Source organism: Pseudomonas cyclaminis, assembly GCF_015163715.1.
GTDB classification, from domain to species: Bacteria; Pseudomonadota; Gammaproteobacteria; order Pseudomonadales; family Pseudomonadaceae; genus Aquipseudomonas; species Aquipseudomonas cyclaminis.
On sequence record NZ_JADDUM010000133.1, the window covers coordinates 1 to 13391 of the forward strand.

The window sequence follows — 13391 nt, forward strand, 5'->3', positions numbered from 1 at the left end:
GATACACGCCATTGAGCACGTTGAGCAACGAACTTTTACCGGGCGCCGTTGGGGGCCGATCAACGCGCAGATCTCGCCCCGCTGAACCTCAAAAGACAAGGCGTTGATGGCCTTGACCCCTTTGAATGACAGCGAGATATCGCGCACCTGGAGAATAGCGTCACTCATGCGATATCCCGTTTGAATTCGGCCAGCCACACCGGCTCGGCCGTGGATCTGAGGGGCTGCCAGATAAAGGCCAGGCGCTGGAAGCCCAGCAGTTTGCGTACGCGGTTTTTCAGCAGCCGGCGCAGGCCGCTTTGGGGGTGGGCGATGGCCCAGTCGCACAGGCGTCGACGCCAGGTGCCGTGGGGGGCCAGGCGGCTTTCGATCTCGTCGGCCAAGTGCTGCAAACGCGCCGGCGACAGCAGCAGGCCGGTGGGCGCGACTTCGCCGCGATCACGCCGCGCCGACGCCAGGCTTTCCGGAAAAGCCAGGCCGTGGCCGCTGTTCAGCCACTGCTCCAGCACCACAGCCAGGCCGCCTTGCCAGTGGGTGCCCTCCTCGCTCCACAGCGCGGTTTCGCCTGTGGGTTGCCACCAGCGTTGCAGGTGTTGCGCCGGGTCCACGGGGCCGAGCAATTGGGCGAAATCCACCCGGTTGGCGGACTGCCAATGCCGAATCTGCTGGCGACCCTGTACATAGGAATGGCTGGGACGAATGCGCCATAACTGTTGATGCACAGCCTCGGCGTCGAGGTCATCGGCGAGGGTGACAACCTGTCCGCCGACGGACTGCGCGGCCAATGCCAGCAGCAACAGGTTGGGCTCGAACGGACCACTGAGGGCCAACCGTGACTGCTCGTCGAACCCCTGTTGGCGCAAGCCATCGGCCAGGCGCTCGACATCGCGCAAGGCGTCGATCCAGCGCCAGGCGTACCACTGGCCCTGGCGCTTGTGGCGCAACGCGGTTTGCAAAGGATGGATCTGCGCCCAGTGGTGCAGTTGTTCCTGGGCCTTGGATAAGTTGCCGAGCAATTCGGCGGGCCATTCCAGGGCCAGCGGGCGTTTGAGTGCGTGCACGCTCATAGGGGTGGTGCTCCTATTGGGTGATCAAGCGTGCGGTGGTCCGCTGGCCGACGGGGAGAGCTGGGTTCATTGCAGGAGTCGTGCCTACAAAAAAAACCTGCATATCCAGTGGGTTATCAGGTCACCCAGGATTTGCGCCGTGTGCTGAATGAGCAAAGTGCCCACGAGCTGTTGCGGGAGCAACACTTCGAGATTGCATGTCACGAAGTGGCTGCGTGGGCACCTTCGCTATAAAAAAACCACGACTTAAACCTGTTATTTCTGACAGTAGACACTCGCCTGCACAGCCATTAGTTTTTGAAACCCAACAGCATAATTATCGAGTCATTTTCTGAGAGGTCGCCATGAACGCTCTTGAAAAACTGTACCCCGACAACACCAAAGGCGTGTGTACCGCCGACGTCATCAAAGACCCCGACGTTAATAAGTTTGAAGCCAAGACACTGACATTCGCCGAGGACAAGGTGTATCAGCGGTGGGTCATCCATGCGCACACGTCGAGTGCCAGCGGCACCCAAACGCTTTCGTTTTATATCCCGTTTGGCGACGACGTAACGGACCGTGAATTCAAGATCGTCGACGCCGCCAGCGGCCCGGATACGATGCAGGTCGACTGGCAAGAAATCATCAACGGTGAAATTCATCGCTACATTGGCTTCGAAGGAAAAGCCATCGTCAGTATTGATAAAAGCACAGCCACGCTGACTGCCCGGTTCGACTTCAAGGCAGACAGAGCCTCGAACGTTATCGAGATTGCCCGTGGCAAGTTGAGTGTCGAAGGCTTCAGCCACGATACCGGCTCAGTGACCGCTGATGTGACAGGCGACGTCACCGCAAGCTACCGAGCCACTGAAGTCACTCTGATCCACCAACCTGCGTCTCGTACCTTCCCTCCCAGTTTTCGTGGCTGGTCACTTCATTACGAACCCAGGCCCAATATCCGCGAATTCCAGCTGTCACTATCGGTTGCGGACCACCTCAAACCGGGCACGTACTCAGTGACCCGAGACAGCCAGGAAGTCCGGATTATATTTTTCGATATGCGCAAAAGATTCTTGGGGTATTGGGCAACTGAAGGCACGGTAAACATCCAAAAAATGCCAGCCTCCGACGCCAGCAGCGGTGAACTGACAGCCACCTTTGACTTCACAGCAAAGACTGAAGCACCCGAGCACGTTATCAAGGCAATCAATGGGCACTTGCACATCAAGAAATAAATCATGGCTTCAACCTGTGTACAGGCTTGCTGTTTAGCAACCAGCAAGCCTTATCGCACATTCGGCAGGCGTTACGCAGGCTCATAAATAGAGTTTTTCAGGTTCCGGTAACCACTTCCAGGATGAACCTCAGGCAACCGCGCGCCTTCGCCAAACAACTTCTCGCGCAACGTGCCCTGGGCGTATTCGGTCTTGTACACGCCGCGCTTCTGCAACTCCGGCACCAGCCATTCGACGGCGTCGATAAAGGTTTCGTGGGTCAACGCATAGGCCAGGTTGAAGCCGTCCACGTCGGTCTCTTCGACCCACTCCTGCAACAGGTCCGCCACGGTCTGCGGGCCGCCGACGAACAGTGGGCCAAAGCCGCCGATACCGACCCAATCGGCCAGTTCGTTGGGCGTCCAGACCTTGTTCGGGTCCGCCGTGGAAAACGCTTCCACCGCCGATTGAATCGCATTGGTGTGCACGTGCTTGAGCGGTTCATCCGGCTTGAACTGGCTGAAATCAATCCCGGTCCAACCGGAGATCAACGCCATCGCGCCTTCATAGCTGACGTAGGATTTGTACTCGTCAAACTTGGCCTTGGCCTTGGCGTCGGTCTCGTCGACGATCACCGTCTGCAAGTTGAAGATCAGGATTTTCTTCGGATCGCGTCCAGCCTCGGCGGCGCGGCGGCGGATATCAGCCACGGTCTTTTTCAGCAGCACCTTGGACGGCGCCGCAACAAACACGCATTCGGCCTGCTCGGCGGCGAACTGCTTGCCACGGCTGGACGCGCCAGCCTGGTACAGCACCGGCGTGCGTTGTGGCGACGGTTCGCACAGGTGAATACCGGGCACCTGGAAGTGTTTGCCGACGTGGCGGATCTCGTGGATTTTGCTCGGGTCGCTGAAAACCCGCCGTTCGCGATCACGCAGGACCGCGCCCTCTTCCCAACTGCCTTCCCAGAGCTTGTAGCAGACCTCCAGGTATTCCTCGGCGTAGTCGTAGCGCGCGTCGTGTTCGGTCTGGGCTTTCTGGCCGAGGTTCTTGGCACCGCTTTCCAGATAGGAGGTGACGATGTTCCAGCCGATGCGGCCCTTGGTCAGGTGGTCCAGCGTCGACAGACGACGGGCGAACGGATACGGATGCTCAAAGGATAACGAAGCGGTGAGGCCAAACCCCAGGTGCTCGGTGACCAACGCCATCGGCGCGATCAGCGATAACGGGTCGTTGACCGGCACTTGGGTGGCCTGGCGAATCGCCGCGTCACCGTTGCCGTTGTACACGTCGTAGATGCCCAGCACGTCGGCGATAAACAGACCGTCAAACTTGCCGCGTTCGAGGATTTTCGCCAGGTCGGTCCAGTATTCCAGGTCCTTGTACTGCCACGAACGGTCGCGGGGGTGTGCCCACAGGCCGGGAGATTGGTGGCCGACACAGTTCATGTCGAAGGCGTTCAAGCGAATTTCACGGGCCATCAAAGCACTCCGTTGAGGTGGTAGTTGCCGACGATTTGGTATTTCCAGCGCAGCGGGTCATCAACGGTCGACGGCAGTGCGGTGCGTTGACCGGTCAGTTCGAATTCCGCGTTGCTGGCGGCGATCAGGGCTTCGGCGGCGGCGATCTGCGCCTCGGTGGCGGCGACCGGGCTGGGGTGGGTGTCAGCGCGCTCAAGCAAGGCGGCGGCCACCTCCACGCGGATCTGCAAGTCGCCGAAGCGGCTGATCACATAGGGGTCGTCGCTTTTTTCGACATGGCGGCGGGTGCTGTCCAGCAGTTGGCGTGCGAGATTCAAGGCAGTCATGGGTCAGGTTCCTCAGTTCCAGGCGTGGCGCGCAGGCTTCACGCCGTTGAGCACGAAGTTGCCGATCAGGTGGTATTTCCAGCGGGCCGGATCGTGCAAGGTGTGGGTGCGTGCGTTGCGCCAGAAGCGGTCGAGGTTGTGCTTGGCGGTGACCGAGCGGGTGCCGGCCAGTTCGAAGAGTTTGCTGCTGGCGAGCAACGCCGTTTCGGCGGACAGCACCTTGGCCTGGGCGACGATCAGCGAGGCGTTGGCGACGGTGTCTTCATTCGGTTCAGCGAGGGCTTGGTCCACGGCGATACCGGCCTTGGCGAGAATCGCTTCGGTGCCGTGCACGCGCCATTCCAGATCGCCGATGGCGGCGATGGTGAACGGGTCCTGCCAGCCGTGATCCTGCTGGCTGTCGATCCACGGCCGCGCCTGGCGGGCGTAGATTTTGGCCTGTTCGAGGGCACCGAGGGCAATGCCGGTATCGACCGCCGCCTGGATGATCTGGGAAATCGGACCATCGGCTGTTGGTTGGTCAAAGGCGAGGTGGGCGGGGATCACCGCGCTCAGGGGCACGGTCACGCCATCGAGGGTCACGCCGCCGCTGGCGGTGGTGCGTTGGCCGAAGCCGTCCCAGTTGTCGATCACGGTAAGGCCTGGCGCGTCGCGTTCGACGAGGCCAATAAACGCCTGGCCTTTTTCGTTGTTACCGACGGTGGGCACGATATGGGCGAACAACGCGCCGGTGCAGTAGAACTTCTCGCCGTTGATTTGCGCGGTGTCGCCATGAAAGCGGATCTGGGTGTCGAAGGTGCCGGCGTTTTTGCTCTTGGCCTCGGAGAAGGCGTTGCCGAACCGGTAGCCCGCCAACACTTTGCCGAAGTAATGAAGCTTTTGTTCCTCGGTGGCGGTTTGCAGCAGGATGTCCACCACACCCAGGTGGTTCTGCGGGATTTGCCCCAACGACGGGTCGGCGGCGGAGATCAACTTGATCACTTCGGCCACGGTCACATAGGACACACCAGCGCCGCCGTAGGCCTTGGGAACGGTGATGCCCCACAGGCCACTGGCCGAGAATTCTTCGAGTTCGGCTACCGGTAAGCGGCGGTCGCGGTCACGCACGCTGGCGTCGACGGCAAAACGCTCGGCCAGGCGCGTGGCGACCTCGATGGCCTCCGCGTCCGAGCGGATGATATGGGCAGGTTGTTGAGGGTGGGCTGACATGGGCCGACTCCAGGCTCCGAGGGAATATCGGAGTGATTGCAGGAGTCGTGCCTGAATTTAATCGTCAGTAAAATCAGCCGCTTGCCGCGAAAAGCAAGCGTTGAGCGCGGTTGCAGACCAGCAAAGTGTGCATCCACTGTTGCCAGGCAGACAGTTAGATCACCACGTTGCGCACAAAGCGTACGGCCACGTCCCCGTCATTGCGATAAACGTGGGGCTGGTGACTGGCGAACATGAAGAACTCGCCGGCGCCGATGGTGTTTTCCTGGTCGCCGATCACCAGCGTCAGGTTGCCCTCGAACACAAACAGTTGCTCGCTCCAGCCTTCAAGGTCGGGGTCCGGGCAATAGCGGTCGCCGGGTTCAAGGCGCCACTCCCACAGCTCAACTTCGCGGCGTGCAGTGGCCTTGGCCAGCAACACCGCTTTGCTGCCGGCGATTTCACCGGCCCAGGCCAGTTCGTTGATGCGGCTGTGATCGCGTACGTCCGGCGCCTGGATCAGGTCGCTGAACGCCACGTCCAACGCCTCGGCCACACGGTCGAGGGTCGACAGGCTGACGTTCTTCTCCCCGGCCTCGATGGCCACCAGCATGCGCCGGCTGACCCCGGACTTCTCCGAGAGCGCGGTCTGGCTCAGGTCGGCGGCGTGGCGCAGGCGACGAACGTTCTGGCTGACGTGCTGCAGGACCGAAGCCCGTTGTGGATTTTCTTTGTGCACTATATTGCTCAATGGGTGGGTGTGCGCAGTATACTGCCCAGCGTGCGGCGCATTGTGCGGTCCGTGCCTTTCCCTGTGCAAGACCGAGCTGCCATGACCACCGCCAAAACCCCTTCGCGTTTCAACCGTTTCAGCAAAGCCGAATGCATCCTGGTGTTTATCACCATGATCTGGGGCGGCACCTTTTTGCTGGTGCAGCACGCCATGACGGTGAGTGGCCCGATGTTTTTCGTGGGCCTGCGCTTTGCGGCGGCGGCCATTGTGGTGGGCTTCTTCTCGCTGCGCACCTTGCGCGACCTGACCCTGTTCGAATTGAAGGCCGGGGTGTTTATCGGTGTGGCGATCATGTTTGGCTACGGCTTGCAGACCATCGGCCTGCAAACGATCCTGAGCAGCCAGTCGGCGTTTATCACCGCGCTGTATGTGCCGTTCGTGCCGTTGTTGCAATGGTTGGTCCTGGGCCGTCGTCCCGGGTTGATGCCGAGCATTGGCATCATGCTCGCATTTGCCGGGTTGATGTTGTTGACCGGGCCAGCGGGGGCTTCGTTGAATTTCAGCCCCGGTGAAATCGCTACATTGATTGGTGCCATTGCGATTGCAGCAGAAATCATCCTGATCAGCGCATTTGCAGGTCAAGTGGATGTACGCCGGGTGACGGTGGTGCAACTGGCCACGGCGTCACTGCTGTCGTTCCTGATGGTGGTGCCGATGGGTGAGGCGCTGCCGGGGTTCTCGTGGTTGCTGCTGTTCAGTGCGGTGGGTCTGGGCTTGACCAGCGCGGTGATCCAGGTCGCGATGAACTGGGCACAACAGAGCGTTTCGCCGACGCGGGCCACGTTGATCTATGCCGGCGAGCCGGTCTGGGCCGGCGTGGTGGGGCGGATTGCCGGCGAGCGCTTCCCGCCGATTGCGATGCTGGGGGCGGTGTTGATTGTGGTGGCGGTGATTGTGAGTGAGATGAAGAGGAGCAGCTCGAAAGCTGGCGATGTGCAGGACACTGTAGAGTCGAAACATCTGGGTTGATGCCTTGAGCGACAAGCCACAAGCTGCAAGAAATACGCGTTCGGCTATTATCTTGTAGCTTGCCGCTTGTAGCTGCTTTCTACTGCCTCTGTAGGATCCTGCCACATCTTGCCGTTTGGTGATCAAGATTCCGGCACGTATGATGCATCCCAAACTCCCGCAGATTAGAAGCCTATGTCCCTGATAGTTCTACTGCTTCTGCCATTCATTGGCAGCTGTCTGGCGGCCTTGCTGCCGCACAATGCACGTAACACCGAATCCCTGCTGGCCGGCCTTGTGGCCCTGGTCGGCACCCTTCAAGTCGCCCTGCTCTACCCCCAGATCGCCCACGGTGGCGTGATCCGCGAAGAATTCATGTGGTTGCCCAGCCTCGGGTTGAACTTCGTATTGCGCATGGACGGGTTTGCCTGGCTGTTCTCGATGCTGGTGCTCGGCATCGGCTCGCTGGTGGCGTTGTATGCGCGTTACTACATGTCGCCGGATGACCCTGTGCCGCGCTTCTTCGCGTTTTTCCTGGCCTTCATGGGCGCCATGCTCGGGCTGGTGATCTCCGGCAACCTGGTCCAGATCGTGTTCTTCTGGGAACTGACCAGCCTGTTCTCGTTCCTGTTGATCGGCTATTGGCACCACCGCGCCGATGCCCGACGCGGCGCCTACATGGCACTGATGGTCACCGGCGCGGGCGGCTTGTGCCTGCTGGCCGGGGTGATGCTGCTGGGGCATATCGTCGGCAGCTATGACCTGGACCGGGTGCTGGCGGCGGGCGATCAGATCCGCGCACATGCGCTGTACCCGGTGATGCTGGCCCTGGTGCTGATCGGCGCCCTGAGCAAAAGCGCGCAGTTCCCGTTCCACTTCTGGCTGCCCCACGCCATGGCCGCACCGACGCCGGTGTCTGCCTACCTGCACTCGGCGACGATGGTGAAGGCCGGCGTGTTCCTGCTGGCCCGCCTGTGGCCGTCGCTGTCGGGCAGCGAAGAATGGTTCTGGATCGTCGGCGCGCCGGCGCCCTCACCCTCCTCCTCGGCGCTTACTGCGCCATGTTCCAGAATGATCTTAAAGGCCTTTTAGCCTACTCCACCATCAGCCACCTCGGGCTGATCACCTTGTTGCTGGGCCTTAACAGCCCGCTGGCGGCCGTCGCCGCTGTGTTCCATATCCTCAACCACGCCACCTTCAAGGCCTCGCTGTTCATGGCGGCGGGCATCATCGACCACGAAAGCGGCACGCGGGATATCCGCAAGCTCAGCGGCCTGGTGCGCCTGATCCCGTTCACCGCGACCCTGGCGATGGTGGCCAGTGCCTCCATGGCCGGCGTGCCGTTGCTCAATGGCTTCCTGTCCAAAGAGATGTTCTTCGCCGAAACCGTGTTTATCTCGGCGACAAAATGGGTGGAAATTGCCCTGCCGGTGATCGCGACCATCGCCGGCACTTTCAGCGTGGCCTATGCCCTGCGCTTTACCGTCGATGTGTTCTTCGGTCCGCCTGCAAAAGACCTGCCCCACACCCCCCCACGAACCGCCACGCTGGATGCGGGCCCCGGTCGAGCTGCTGGTGTTCACCTGCCTGCTGGTGGGGATTTTCCCGGCCCAGGTGGTCGGCTCGATCCTTGCGGCTGCCGCACTGCCGGTGGTCGGCGGTGTGCTGCCGGAGTACAGCCTGGCCATCTGGCACGGCTGGAACGCGCCGATGATCATGAGCCTGGTGGCCATGACCGGCGGCGTGCTGCTCTACCTGATGTTGCGCAAGCAGCTCAAGCGCGGGCGCTTCAAGTACCCGCCGCTGGTGGGCTACTTCAATGGCAAGCGCGGCTTCGAGCGCTGCTTGGTGGTGATGATGCGCGGCGTGCGCAAGATCGAAAAACGCATCAGCACCAAGCGCCTGCAAACCCAGTTGTTCCTGTTGGTGATCGTCGCCGTGATCGGCGCCATGATCCCGATGCTCAACAGCGGCCTCACCTGGGGCGACCGGCCGAAGATTCCGGGCTCCATTGTCTTCGTGACCTTGTGGCTGCTGGCAATTGCCTGCGCCCTGGGCGCCGCGTGGCAAGCCAAATACCACCGGCTCGCGGCACTGACCATGGTCAGCGTGTGCGGCCTGATGACCTGCATCACCTTCGTGTGGTTCTCCGCGCCCGACCTTGCGTTGACGCAGTTGGTGGTCGAAGTGGTGACCACGGTGCTGATCCTGCTGGGCCTGCGCTGGCTGCCACGGCGGATCGAAGAAGTCTCGCCACTGCCCAGCTCGCTGCGCAAGGCGCGCATTCGCCGCTTGCGTGACTTCCTGCTGTCCACCGTGGTGGGCGGCGGCATGGCGCTGCTGTCGTACGCGATGCTGACCCGCCAGACGCCCAATGATATTTCCTCCTTCTACCTGAGCCGCGCCCTGCCCGAAGGCGGCGGCAGCAATGTGGTGAACGTAATGTTGGTGGACTTCCGGGGCTTCGACACGCTGGGCGAGATCACCGTGCTCGGTGCTGTGGCGCTGACGGTGTACGCCCTGTTGCGCCGCTTCCGCCCCTCCAAGGAGAGCATGCAACTGCCCGCGCAACAGCGCCAACTGGCGCCGGACGTGGCCACCGACCTGGTTAACCCGCGCCAGGCCAGCGACACCGCCCTGGGCTTCATGATGGTGCCGGCCGTGCTGGTGCGCCTGCTGCTGCCGATTGCGCTGGTGGTGTCGTTCTATCTGTTCATGCGCGGCCACAACCAACCGGGCGGCGGGTTTGTCGCCGGGCTGGTGATGTCGGTGGCGTTTATCCTGCAATACATGGTCGCCGGTACGCAGTGGGTCGAGGCGCAGATGAGCCTGCGGCCGATGCGCTGGATGGGCTTTGGCCTGCTGTCCGCCACGCTCACCGGGCTCGGCGCGCTGTTTGTCGGCTACCCGTTCCTCACCACTCACACCTGGCATTTCAGCCTGCCGCTGCTGGGTGATATCCATGTCGCCAGTGCGTTGTTCTTTGACGTCGGCGTGTACGCCATGGTCGTCGGCTCGACCTTGCTGATGCTCACCGCCCTCGGTCACCAGTCGGTGCGCGCGCATAAACCGAGCAACCAGGCCAAAGTAGTCGCCGCAACAGAAGGAGCCGCCTGATGGAAGAAGTCATCGCAATTGCCATTGGGGTCCTGGCGGCCTCCGGCGTCTGGTTGATCCTGCGCCCACGGACGTTCCAGGTGGTGATGGGCCTGTGCCTGTTGTCGTACGGGGTCAACCTGTTCATTTTCAGCATGGGCAGCCTGTTTATCGGCAAGGAGCCGATCATCAAGGACGGCGTGCCGCAAGACCTGCTCAACTACACCGACCCGCTGCCACAGGCCCTGGTGCTGACGGCCATCGTGATCAGCTTTGCCATGACCGCCTTGTTCCTGGTGGTGCTGCTGGCCTCCCGTGGCCTGACCGGCACGGACCATGTGGACGGCCGGGAGCCCAAGGAATGAATTGGGTCAATCAACTGATCGTCGCACCGATCCTGCTGCCGCTGCTGACCGCCGGGCTGATGCTGATGCTCGGCGAGAAGCGCCGCCCGCTCAAAGCCAGGATCAACCTGTTCTCCAGCGTGATCGGCCTGGGCGTCGCCGTGTTGCTGCTGTACTGGACGCAAAAAGGCGGTCCCGGCTCGATTGGCGTGTACCTGCCGGGCAACTGGCAGGTGCCATTCGGCATTGTGCTGGTGGTGGACCAACTGTCGGCGCTGATGCTGGTCCTCACCGGGATTATCGGCGTTAGCGCGCTGCTGTTCGCCATGGCCCGCTGGGACCGTGCGGGCACCAGTTTCCATGCGTTGTTCCAGGTGCAGATGATGGGGTTGTACGGCGCGTTCCTGACCGCCGACCTGTTCAACCTGTTCGTGTTCTTCGAGGTGCTGCTGGCGGCGTCCTACGGCCTGATGCTGCACGGTTCGGGCCGTGCGCGGGTGTCGGCGGGGCTGCATTACATCGCGATCAACCTGCTGGCGTCGTCGCTGTTCCTGATTGGCGCGGCGATGATCTACGGCGTGACCGGCACGCTGAACTTCGCCGACCTGGCGCTGAAAATCCCGCTGGTGCCGGAGGCCGATCGCGGCCTGCTGCATGCCGGTGCGGCAATCCTGGCGACGGCGTTTTTGGCCAAAGCCGGCATGTGGCCGCTCAACTTCTGGCTGGCGCCCGCCTATTCCTCGGCCAGCGCGCCGGTGGCGGCGATGTTTGCGATCATGACCAAGGTCGGCGTGTACACCGTGCTGCGCCTGTGGACCCTGCTGTTCTCCGGCCAGGCCGGCGCTTCGGCGCTGTTTGGTGGTGACTGGCTGGTGTACGGCGGCATGGCGACCATCGTCTGCGCCGGGCTCGCAATGGTCGCTGCGCAGCGCCTGGAGCGTATGGCGAGCCTGAGCATCCTCGTCTCGGCCGGCATCCTGCTGTCGGCGGTGGGGTTTGCCCAGCCGAGCCTGACCGCAGGCGCGCTGTTCTATCTGGTCAGCTCCACACTGGCCTTGAGTGCACTGTTCCTGCTGGCCGAATTGATCGAGCGTTCGCGTTCGGCCAATGACCTGCCGCTGGATGAAGAAATCGATGCGTTGCCCAAAGCGATGGAATCCCTGCATCCGCGTCCCGGTGTGAACCTCGATGACGAGCAAAAGGCCGTGGTCGGCCAGGTGATTCCGTGGACCATGGCGTTCCTGGGCCTGAGCTTTGTCGCCTGTGCCCTGCTGATTATCGGCATGCCGCCGCTGTCCGGGTTTATCGGCAAGCTCAGTTTGTTGAGTGCGCTGGTCAATCCACTGGGCCTGGGCAGCGGCCTGGAAGGCCCGATCAGGCCTGCAGCGTGGGGCCTGATGGCCTTGCTGATCCTGTCCGGCCTGGCCTCGCTGATCGCCTTCGCCCGCCTGGGTATCCAGCGTTTCTGGACACCGGAGGAGCGCCCATCGCCCTTGCTGCGTCGCTACGAGTGCGTGCCGATCTTCTTCCTGCTGGGCCTGAGCATCCTGCTGACCTTCAAGGCCGAGCCGCTGATGCGCTACACCCAGGCCACGGCCGAAAGCCTGAACAACCCGGAAGCCTATGTGATGGCCGTCATGGCCACGCGCCCGGTGCTCAGCCCTGAAGCCAAAACGGCCGCCCTGGAGGTGCAACCATGAAGCGCCTGTTCCCCGCCCCATGGTTGTCCCTGGCATTGTGGGTGCTGTGGCTGGTGCTGAACCTGTCCGTCAGCCCTGGTCATCTGCTGCTGGGTGCTGCGCTGGGGGTGCTTGCCCCGCTGCTGATGGCACCGTTGCGTCCGCTGCCGATCCGCATCCGCCGCCCCGGCGTGATCATCCGCCTGTTCTTCCTGGTGGGCCGCGATGTGATCGTCTCCAACCTGCAAGTGGCCTGGGGCGTGCTGACGTGCGGCTCGCGCCCACCGCGTTCGCGCTTCATCAAGATCCCCCTGGACTTGCGTGACGCCAACGGCCTGGCGGCCCTGTCGATGATCACCACCGTGGTGCCCGGCACCATCTGGTCGGAACTGGCCCTGGACCGCAGCATCCTGCTGCTGCACGTCTTCGACCTGGATGACGAAGCGGCCTTCATCGAACATTTCAAAAGCGCCTACGAACGGCCATTGATGGAGATCTTCGAATGAGCGCCCTGCTCTCCAACGCAATCCTGTTCAGCCTGTTCCTGTTCTCCCTGGCCATGGTGCTGACCCTCGTCCGCCTGTTCAAAGGCCCCTCGGCCCAGGACCGGGTCCTGGCGCTGGACTACCTGTACATCCTGGCGATGCTGATGATGCTGGTGCTGGGCATTCGGTATGCCAGTGACACCTACTTTGAAGCGGCGCTGCTGATCGCGCTGTTCGGCTTCGTCGGCTCGTTTGCCCTGGCCAAATTCCTGCTGCGTGGGGAGGTGATTGAATGATGCCGTTATGGATGGAAATCGTCGTGGCCGTACTGCTGGTGCTCAGCAGTATGTTTGCGCTGATCGGAGCGATTGGCCTGCTGCGCATGAAGGACTTCTTCCAGCGCATGCACCCGCCTGCGCTGGCCTCGACGCTGGGCGCATGGTGTGTGGCGTTGGCGTCGATTATCTACTTTTCGGTACTCAAGTCCGGGCCGGTGTTGCACGGCTGGCTGATCCCGATTTTGCTGGCGATCACCGTGCCGGTGACTACTTTGCTGCTGGCGCGTACGGCACTGTTTCGCAAACGTATGGCTGGGGATGATGTGCCGGCAGAAGTCAGCAGCCGTCGCTGAGCGCTGAAGAGAACACAATCCAAATGTGGGAGGGGCTTGCCCCCGATTGCGGAGGGTCAGTTGCAGATGAGCCGACTGATTCACTGCTATCGGGGGCAAGCCCCCTCCCACATTTAGAACTGTACTAGGCGAAAGATCGGATTCGCTCGGCCAGTTC

12 protein-coding genes and 2 pseudogenes are annotated in these 13391 nt (G+C 61.9%); 8 read left to right on the plus strand and 6 right to left on the minus strand.

What is annotated here, in order from left to right:
* Both IQK56_RS31190 and IQK56_RS17025 read right to left on the minus strand, forming a co-directional pair.
* Positions 1-168 (minus strand): annotated as a pseudogene (locus tag IQK56_RS31190) (ATP-binding cassette domain-containing protein); the annotation flags it as partial.
* Complete coding sequence (locus IQK56_RS17025) at positions 165-1067, minus strand: AMP-binding protein (protein WP_150760572.1); 903 nt, start codon at positions 1065-1067, stop codon at positions 165-167. The pseudogene IQK56_RS31190 and the gene IQK56_RS17025, both read right to left, overlap by 4 nt.
* 344 nt (positions 1068-1411) lie before the next feature.
* Here IQK56_RS17025 and IQK56_RS17030 point away from each other — a divergent pair, with 344 nt between their 5' ends.
* Positions 1412-2284, plus strand: coding sequence for a hypothetical protein (locus IQK56_RS17030; RefSeq protein WP_193864151.1), 873 nt, complete (start codon positions 1412-1414; stop codon positions 2282-2284).
* A 71-nt stretch (positions 2285-2355) separates the two neighbouring features.
* Here the strand turns inward: IQK56_RS17030 and IQK56_RS17035 are convergent, their stop codons facing one another.
* The 4 genes from IQK56_RS17035 to IQK56_RS17050 all read right to left on the minus strand — a co-directional run bounded on the left by IQK56_RS17035 (position 2356) and on the right by IQK56_RS17050 (position 5997).
* Entirely contained in the window at positions 2356-3744 is a 1389-nt protein-coding gene (locus tag IQK56_RS17035) for an LLM class flavin-dependent oxidoreductase (protein WP_150760574.1), read from the minus strand.
* Complete coding sequence (locus IQK56_RS17040; RefSeq protein ID WP_122310553.1) at positions 3744-4070, minus strand: acyl-CoA dehydrogenase; 327 nt, start codon at positions 4068-4070, stop codon at positions 3744-3746. Before IQK56_RS17040 ends, IQK56_RS17035 begins: the two co-directional genes overlap by 1 nt.
* A 12-nt stretch (positions 4071-4082) precedes the next feature.
* Positions 4083-5279, minus strand: a complete 1197-nt coding sequence (locus IQK56_RS17045) for an SfnB family sulfur acquisition oxidoreductase (RefSeq protein ID WP_150676321.1) — start codon at positions 5277-5279, stop codon at positions 4083-4085.
* Positions 5280-5433: 154 nt separating this feature from the next.
* Positions 5434-5997, minus strand: a complete 564-nt coding sequence (locus IQK56_RS17050) for a helix-turn-helix domain-containing protein (protein WP_122310557.1) — start codon at positions 5995-5997, stop codon at positions 5434-5436.
* 93 nt (positions 5998-6090) lie between these two features.
* Between IQK56_RS17050 and IQK56_RS17055 the strand changes: the two genes are divergently transcribed.
* The 7 genes and pseudogenes from IQK56_RS17055 (at position 6091) to IQK56_RS17085 (ending at position 13234) form a co-directional block, all read left to right on the plus strand.
* The gene (locus tag IQK56_RS17055; RefSeq protein WP_193864152.1) at positions 6091-7020 is read left to right on the plus strand and encodes a DMT family transporter; all 930 of its coding nucleotides are present in this window, start codon (positions 6091-6093) and stop codon (positions 7018-7020) included.
* A gap of 174 nt (positions 7021-7194) precedes the next feature.
* Positions 7195-10116 (plus strand): annotated as a pseudogene (locus tag IQK56_RS17060) (monovalent cation/H+ antiporter subunit A).
* Positions 10116-10460 carry a Na+/H+ antiporter subunit C gene (locus IQK56_RS17065; RefSeq protein WP_003192163.1) on the plus strand — a complete coding sequence of 115 codons (345 nt, stop codon included), beginning with the start codon at positions 10116-10118 and terminating at the stop codon, positions 10458-10460. The pseudogene IQK56_RS17060 and the gene IQK56_RS17065 overlap by 1 nt, the downstream one beginning before the upstream one ends.
* A complete protein-coding gene (locus tag IQK56_RS17070; RefSeq protein WP_150676328.1) occupies positions 10457-12139 on the plus strand; it encodes a monovalent cation/H+ antiporter subunit D in 1683 nt (560 codons plus the stop codon). Before IQK56_RS17065 ends, IQK56_RS17070 begins: the two co-directional genes overlap by 4 nt.
* Positions 12136-12624: a Na+/H+ antiporter subunit E gene (locus IQK56_RS17075; protein ID WP_099583262.1), complete on the plus strand. Its 489-nt coding sequence runs from the start codon at positions 12136-12138 to the stop codon at positions 12622-12624. Before IQK56_RS17070 ends, IQK56_RS17075 begins: the two co-directional genes overlap by 4 nt.
* A complete protein-coding gene (locus tag IQK56_RS17080) occupies positions 12621-12899 on the plus strand; it encodes a K+/H+ antiporter subunit F (RefSeq protein WP_003211751.1) in 279 nt (92 codons plus the stop codon). The genes IQK56_RS17075 and IQK56_RS17080 overlap by 4 nt, the downstream gene beginning before the upstream one ends.
* The gene (locus tag IQK56_RS17085; RefSeq protein ID WP_150760580.1) at positions 12896-13234 is read left to right on the plus strand and encodes a Na+/H+ antiporter subunit G; all 339 of its coding nucleotides are present in this window, start codon (positions 12896-12898) and stop codon (positions 13232-13234) included. The genes IQK56_RS17080 and IQK56_RS17085 overlap by 4 nt, the downstream gene beginning before the upstream one ends.
* Positions 13235-13391 lie beyond the last annotated feature (157 nt).

Excerpts from the sequence above, each read along its gene's own strand:
- IQK56_RS17025 (WP_150760572.1), bottom strand. The coding sequence starts at position 1,067 with ATGAGCGTGCACGCACTCAAACGCCCGCTGGCCCTGGAATGGCCCGCC.
- IQK56_RS17030 (WP_193864151.1), top strand. The coding sequence starts at position 1,412 with ATGAACGCTCTTGAAAAACTGTACCCCGACAACACCAAAGGCGTGTGT.
- IQK56_RS17035 (WP_150760574.1), bottom strand. The coding sequence starts at position 3,744 with ATGGCCCGTGAAATTCGCTTGAACGCCTTCGACATGAACTGTGTCGGC.
- IQK56_RS17040 (WP_122310553.1), bottom strand. The coding sequence starts at position 4,070 with ATGACTGCCTTGAATCTCGCACGCCAACTGCTGGACAGCACCCGCCGC.
- IQK56_RS17045 (WP_150676321.1), bottom strand. The coding sequence starts at position 5,279 with ATGTCAGCCCACCCTCAACAACCTGCCCATATCATCCGCTCGGACGCG.
- IQK56_RS17055 (WP_193864152.1), top strand. The coding sequence starts at position 6,091 with ATGACCACCGCCAAAACCCCTTCGCGTTTCAACCGTTTCAGCAAAGCC.
- IQK56_RS17065 (WP_003192163.1), top strand. The coding sequence starts at position 10,116 with ATGGAAGAAGTCATCGCAATTGCCATTGGGGTCCTGGCGGCCTCCGGC.
- IQK56_RS17070 (WP_150676328.1), top strand. The coding sequence starts at position 10,457 with ATGAATTGGGTCAATCAACTGATCGTCGCACCGATCCTGCTGCCGCTG.
- IQK56_RS17075 (WP_099583262.1), top strand. The coding sequence starts at position 12,136 with ATGAAGCGCCTGTTCCCCGCCCCATGGTTGTCCCTGGCATTGTGGGTG.
- IQK56_RS17080 (WP_003211751.1), top strand. The coding sequence starts at position 12,621 with ATGAGCGCCCTGCTCTCCAACGCAATCCTGTTCAGCCTGTTCCTGTTC.
- IQK56_RS17085 (WP_150760580.1), top strand. The coding sequence starts at position 12,896 with ATGATGCCGTTATGGATGGAAATCGTCGTGGCCGTACTGCTGGTGCTC.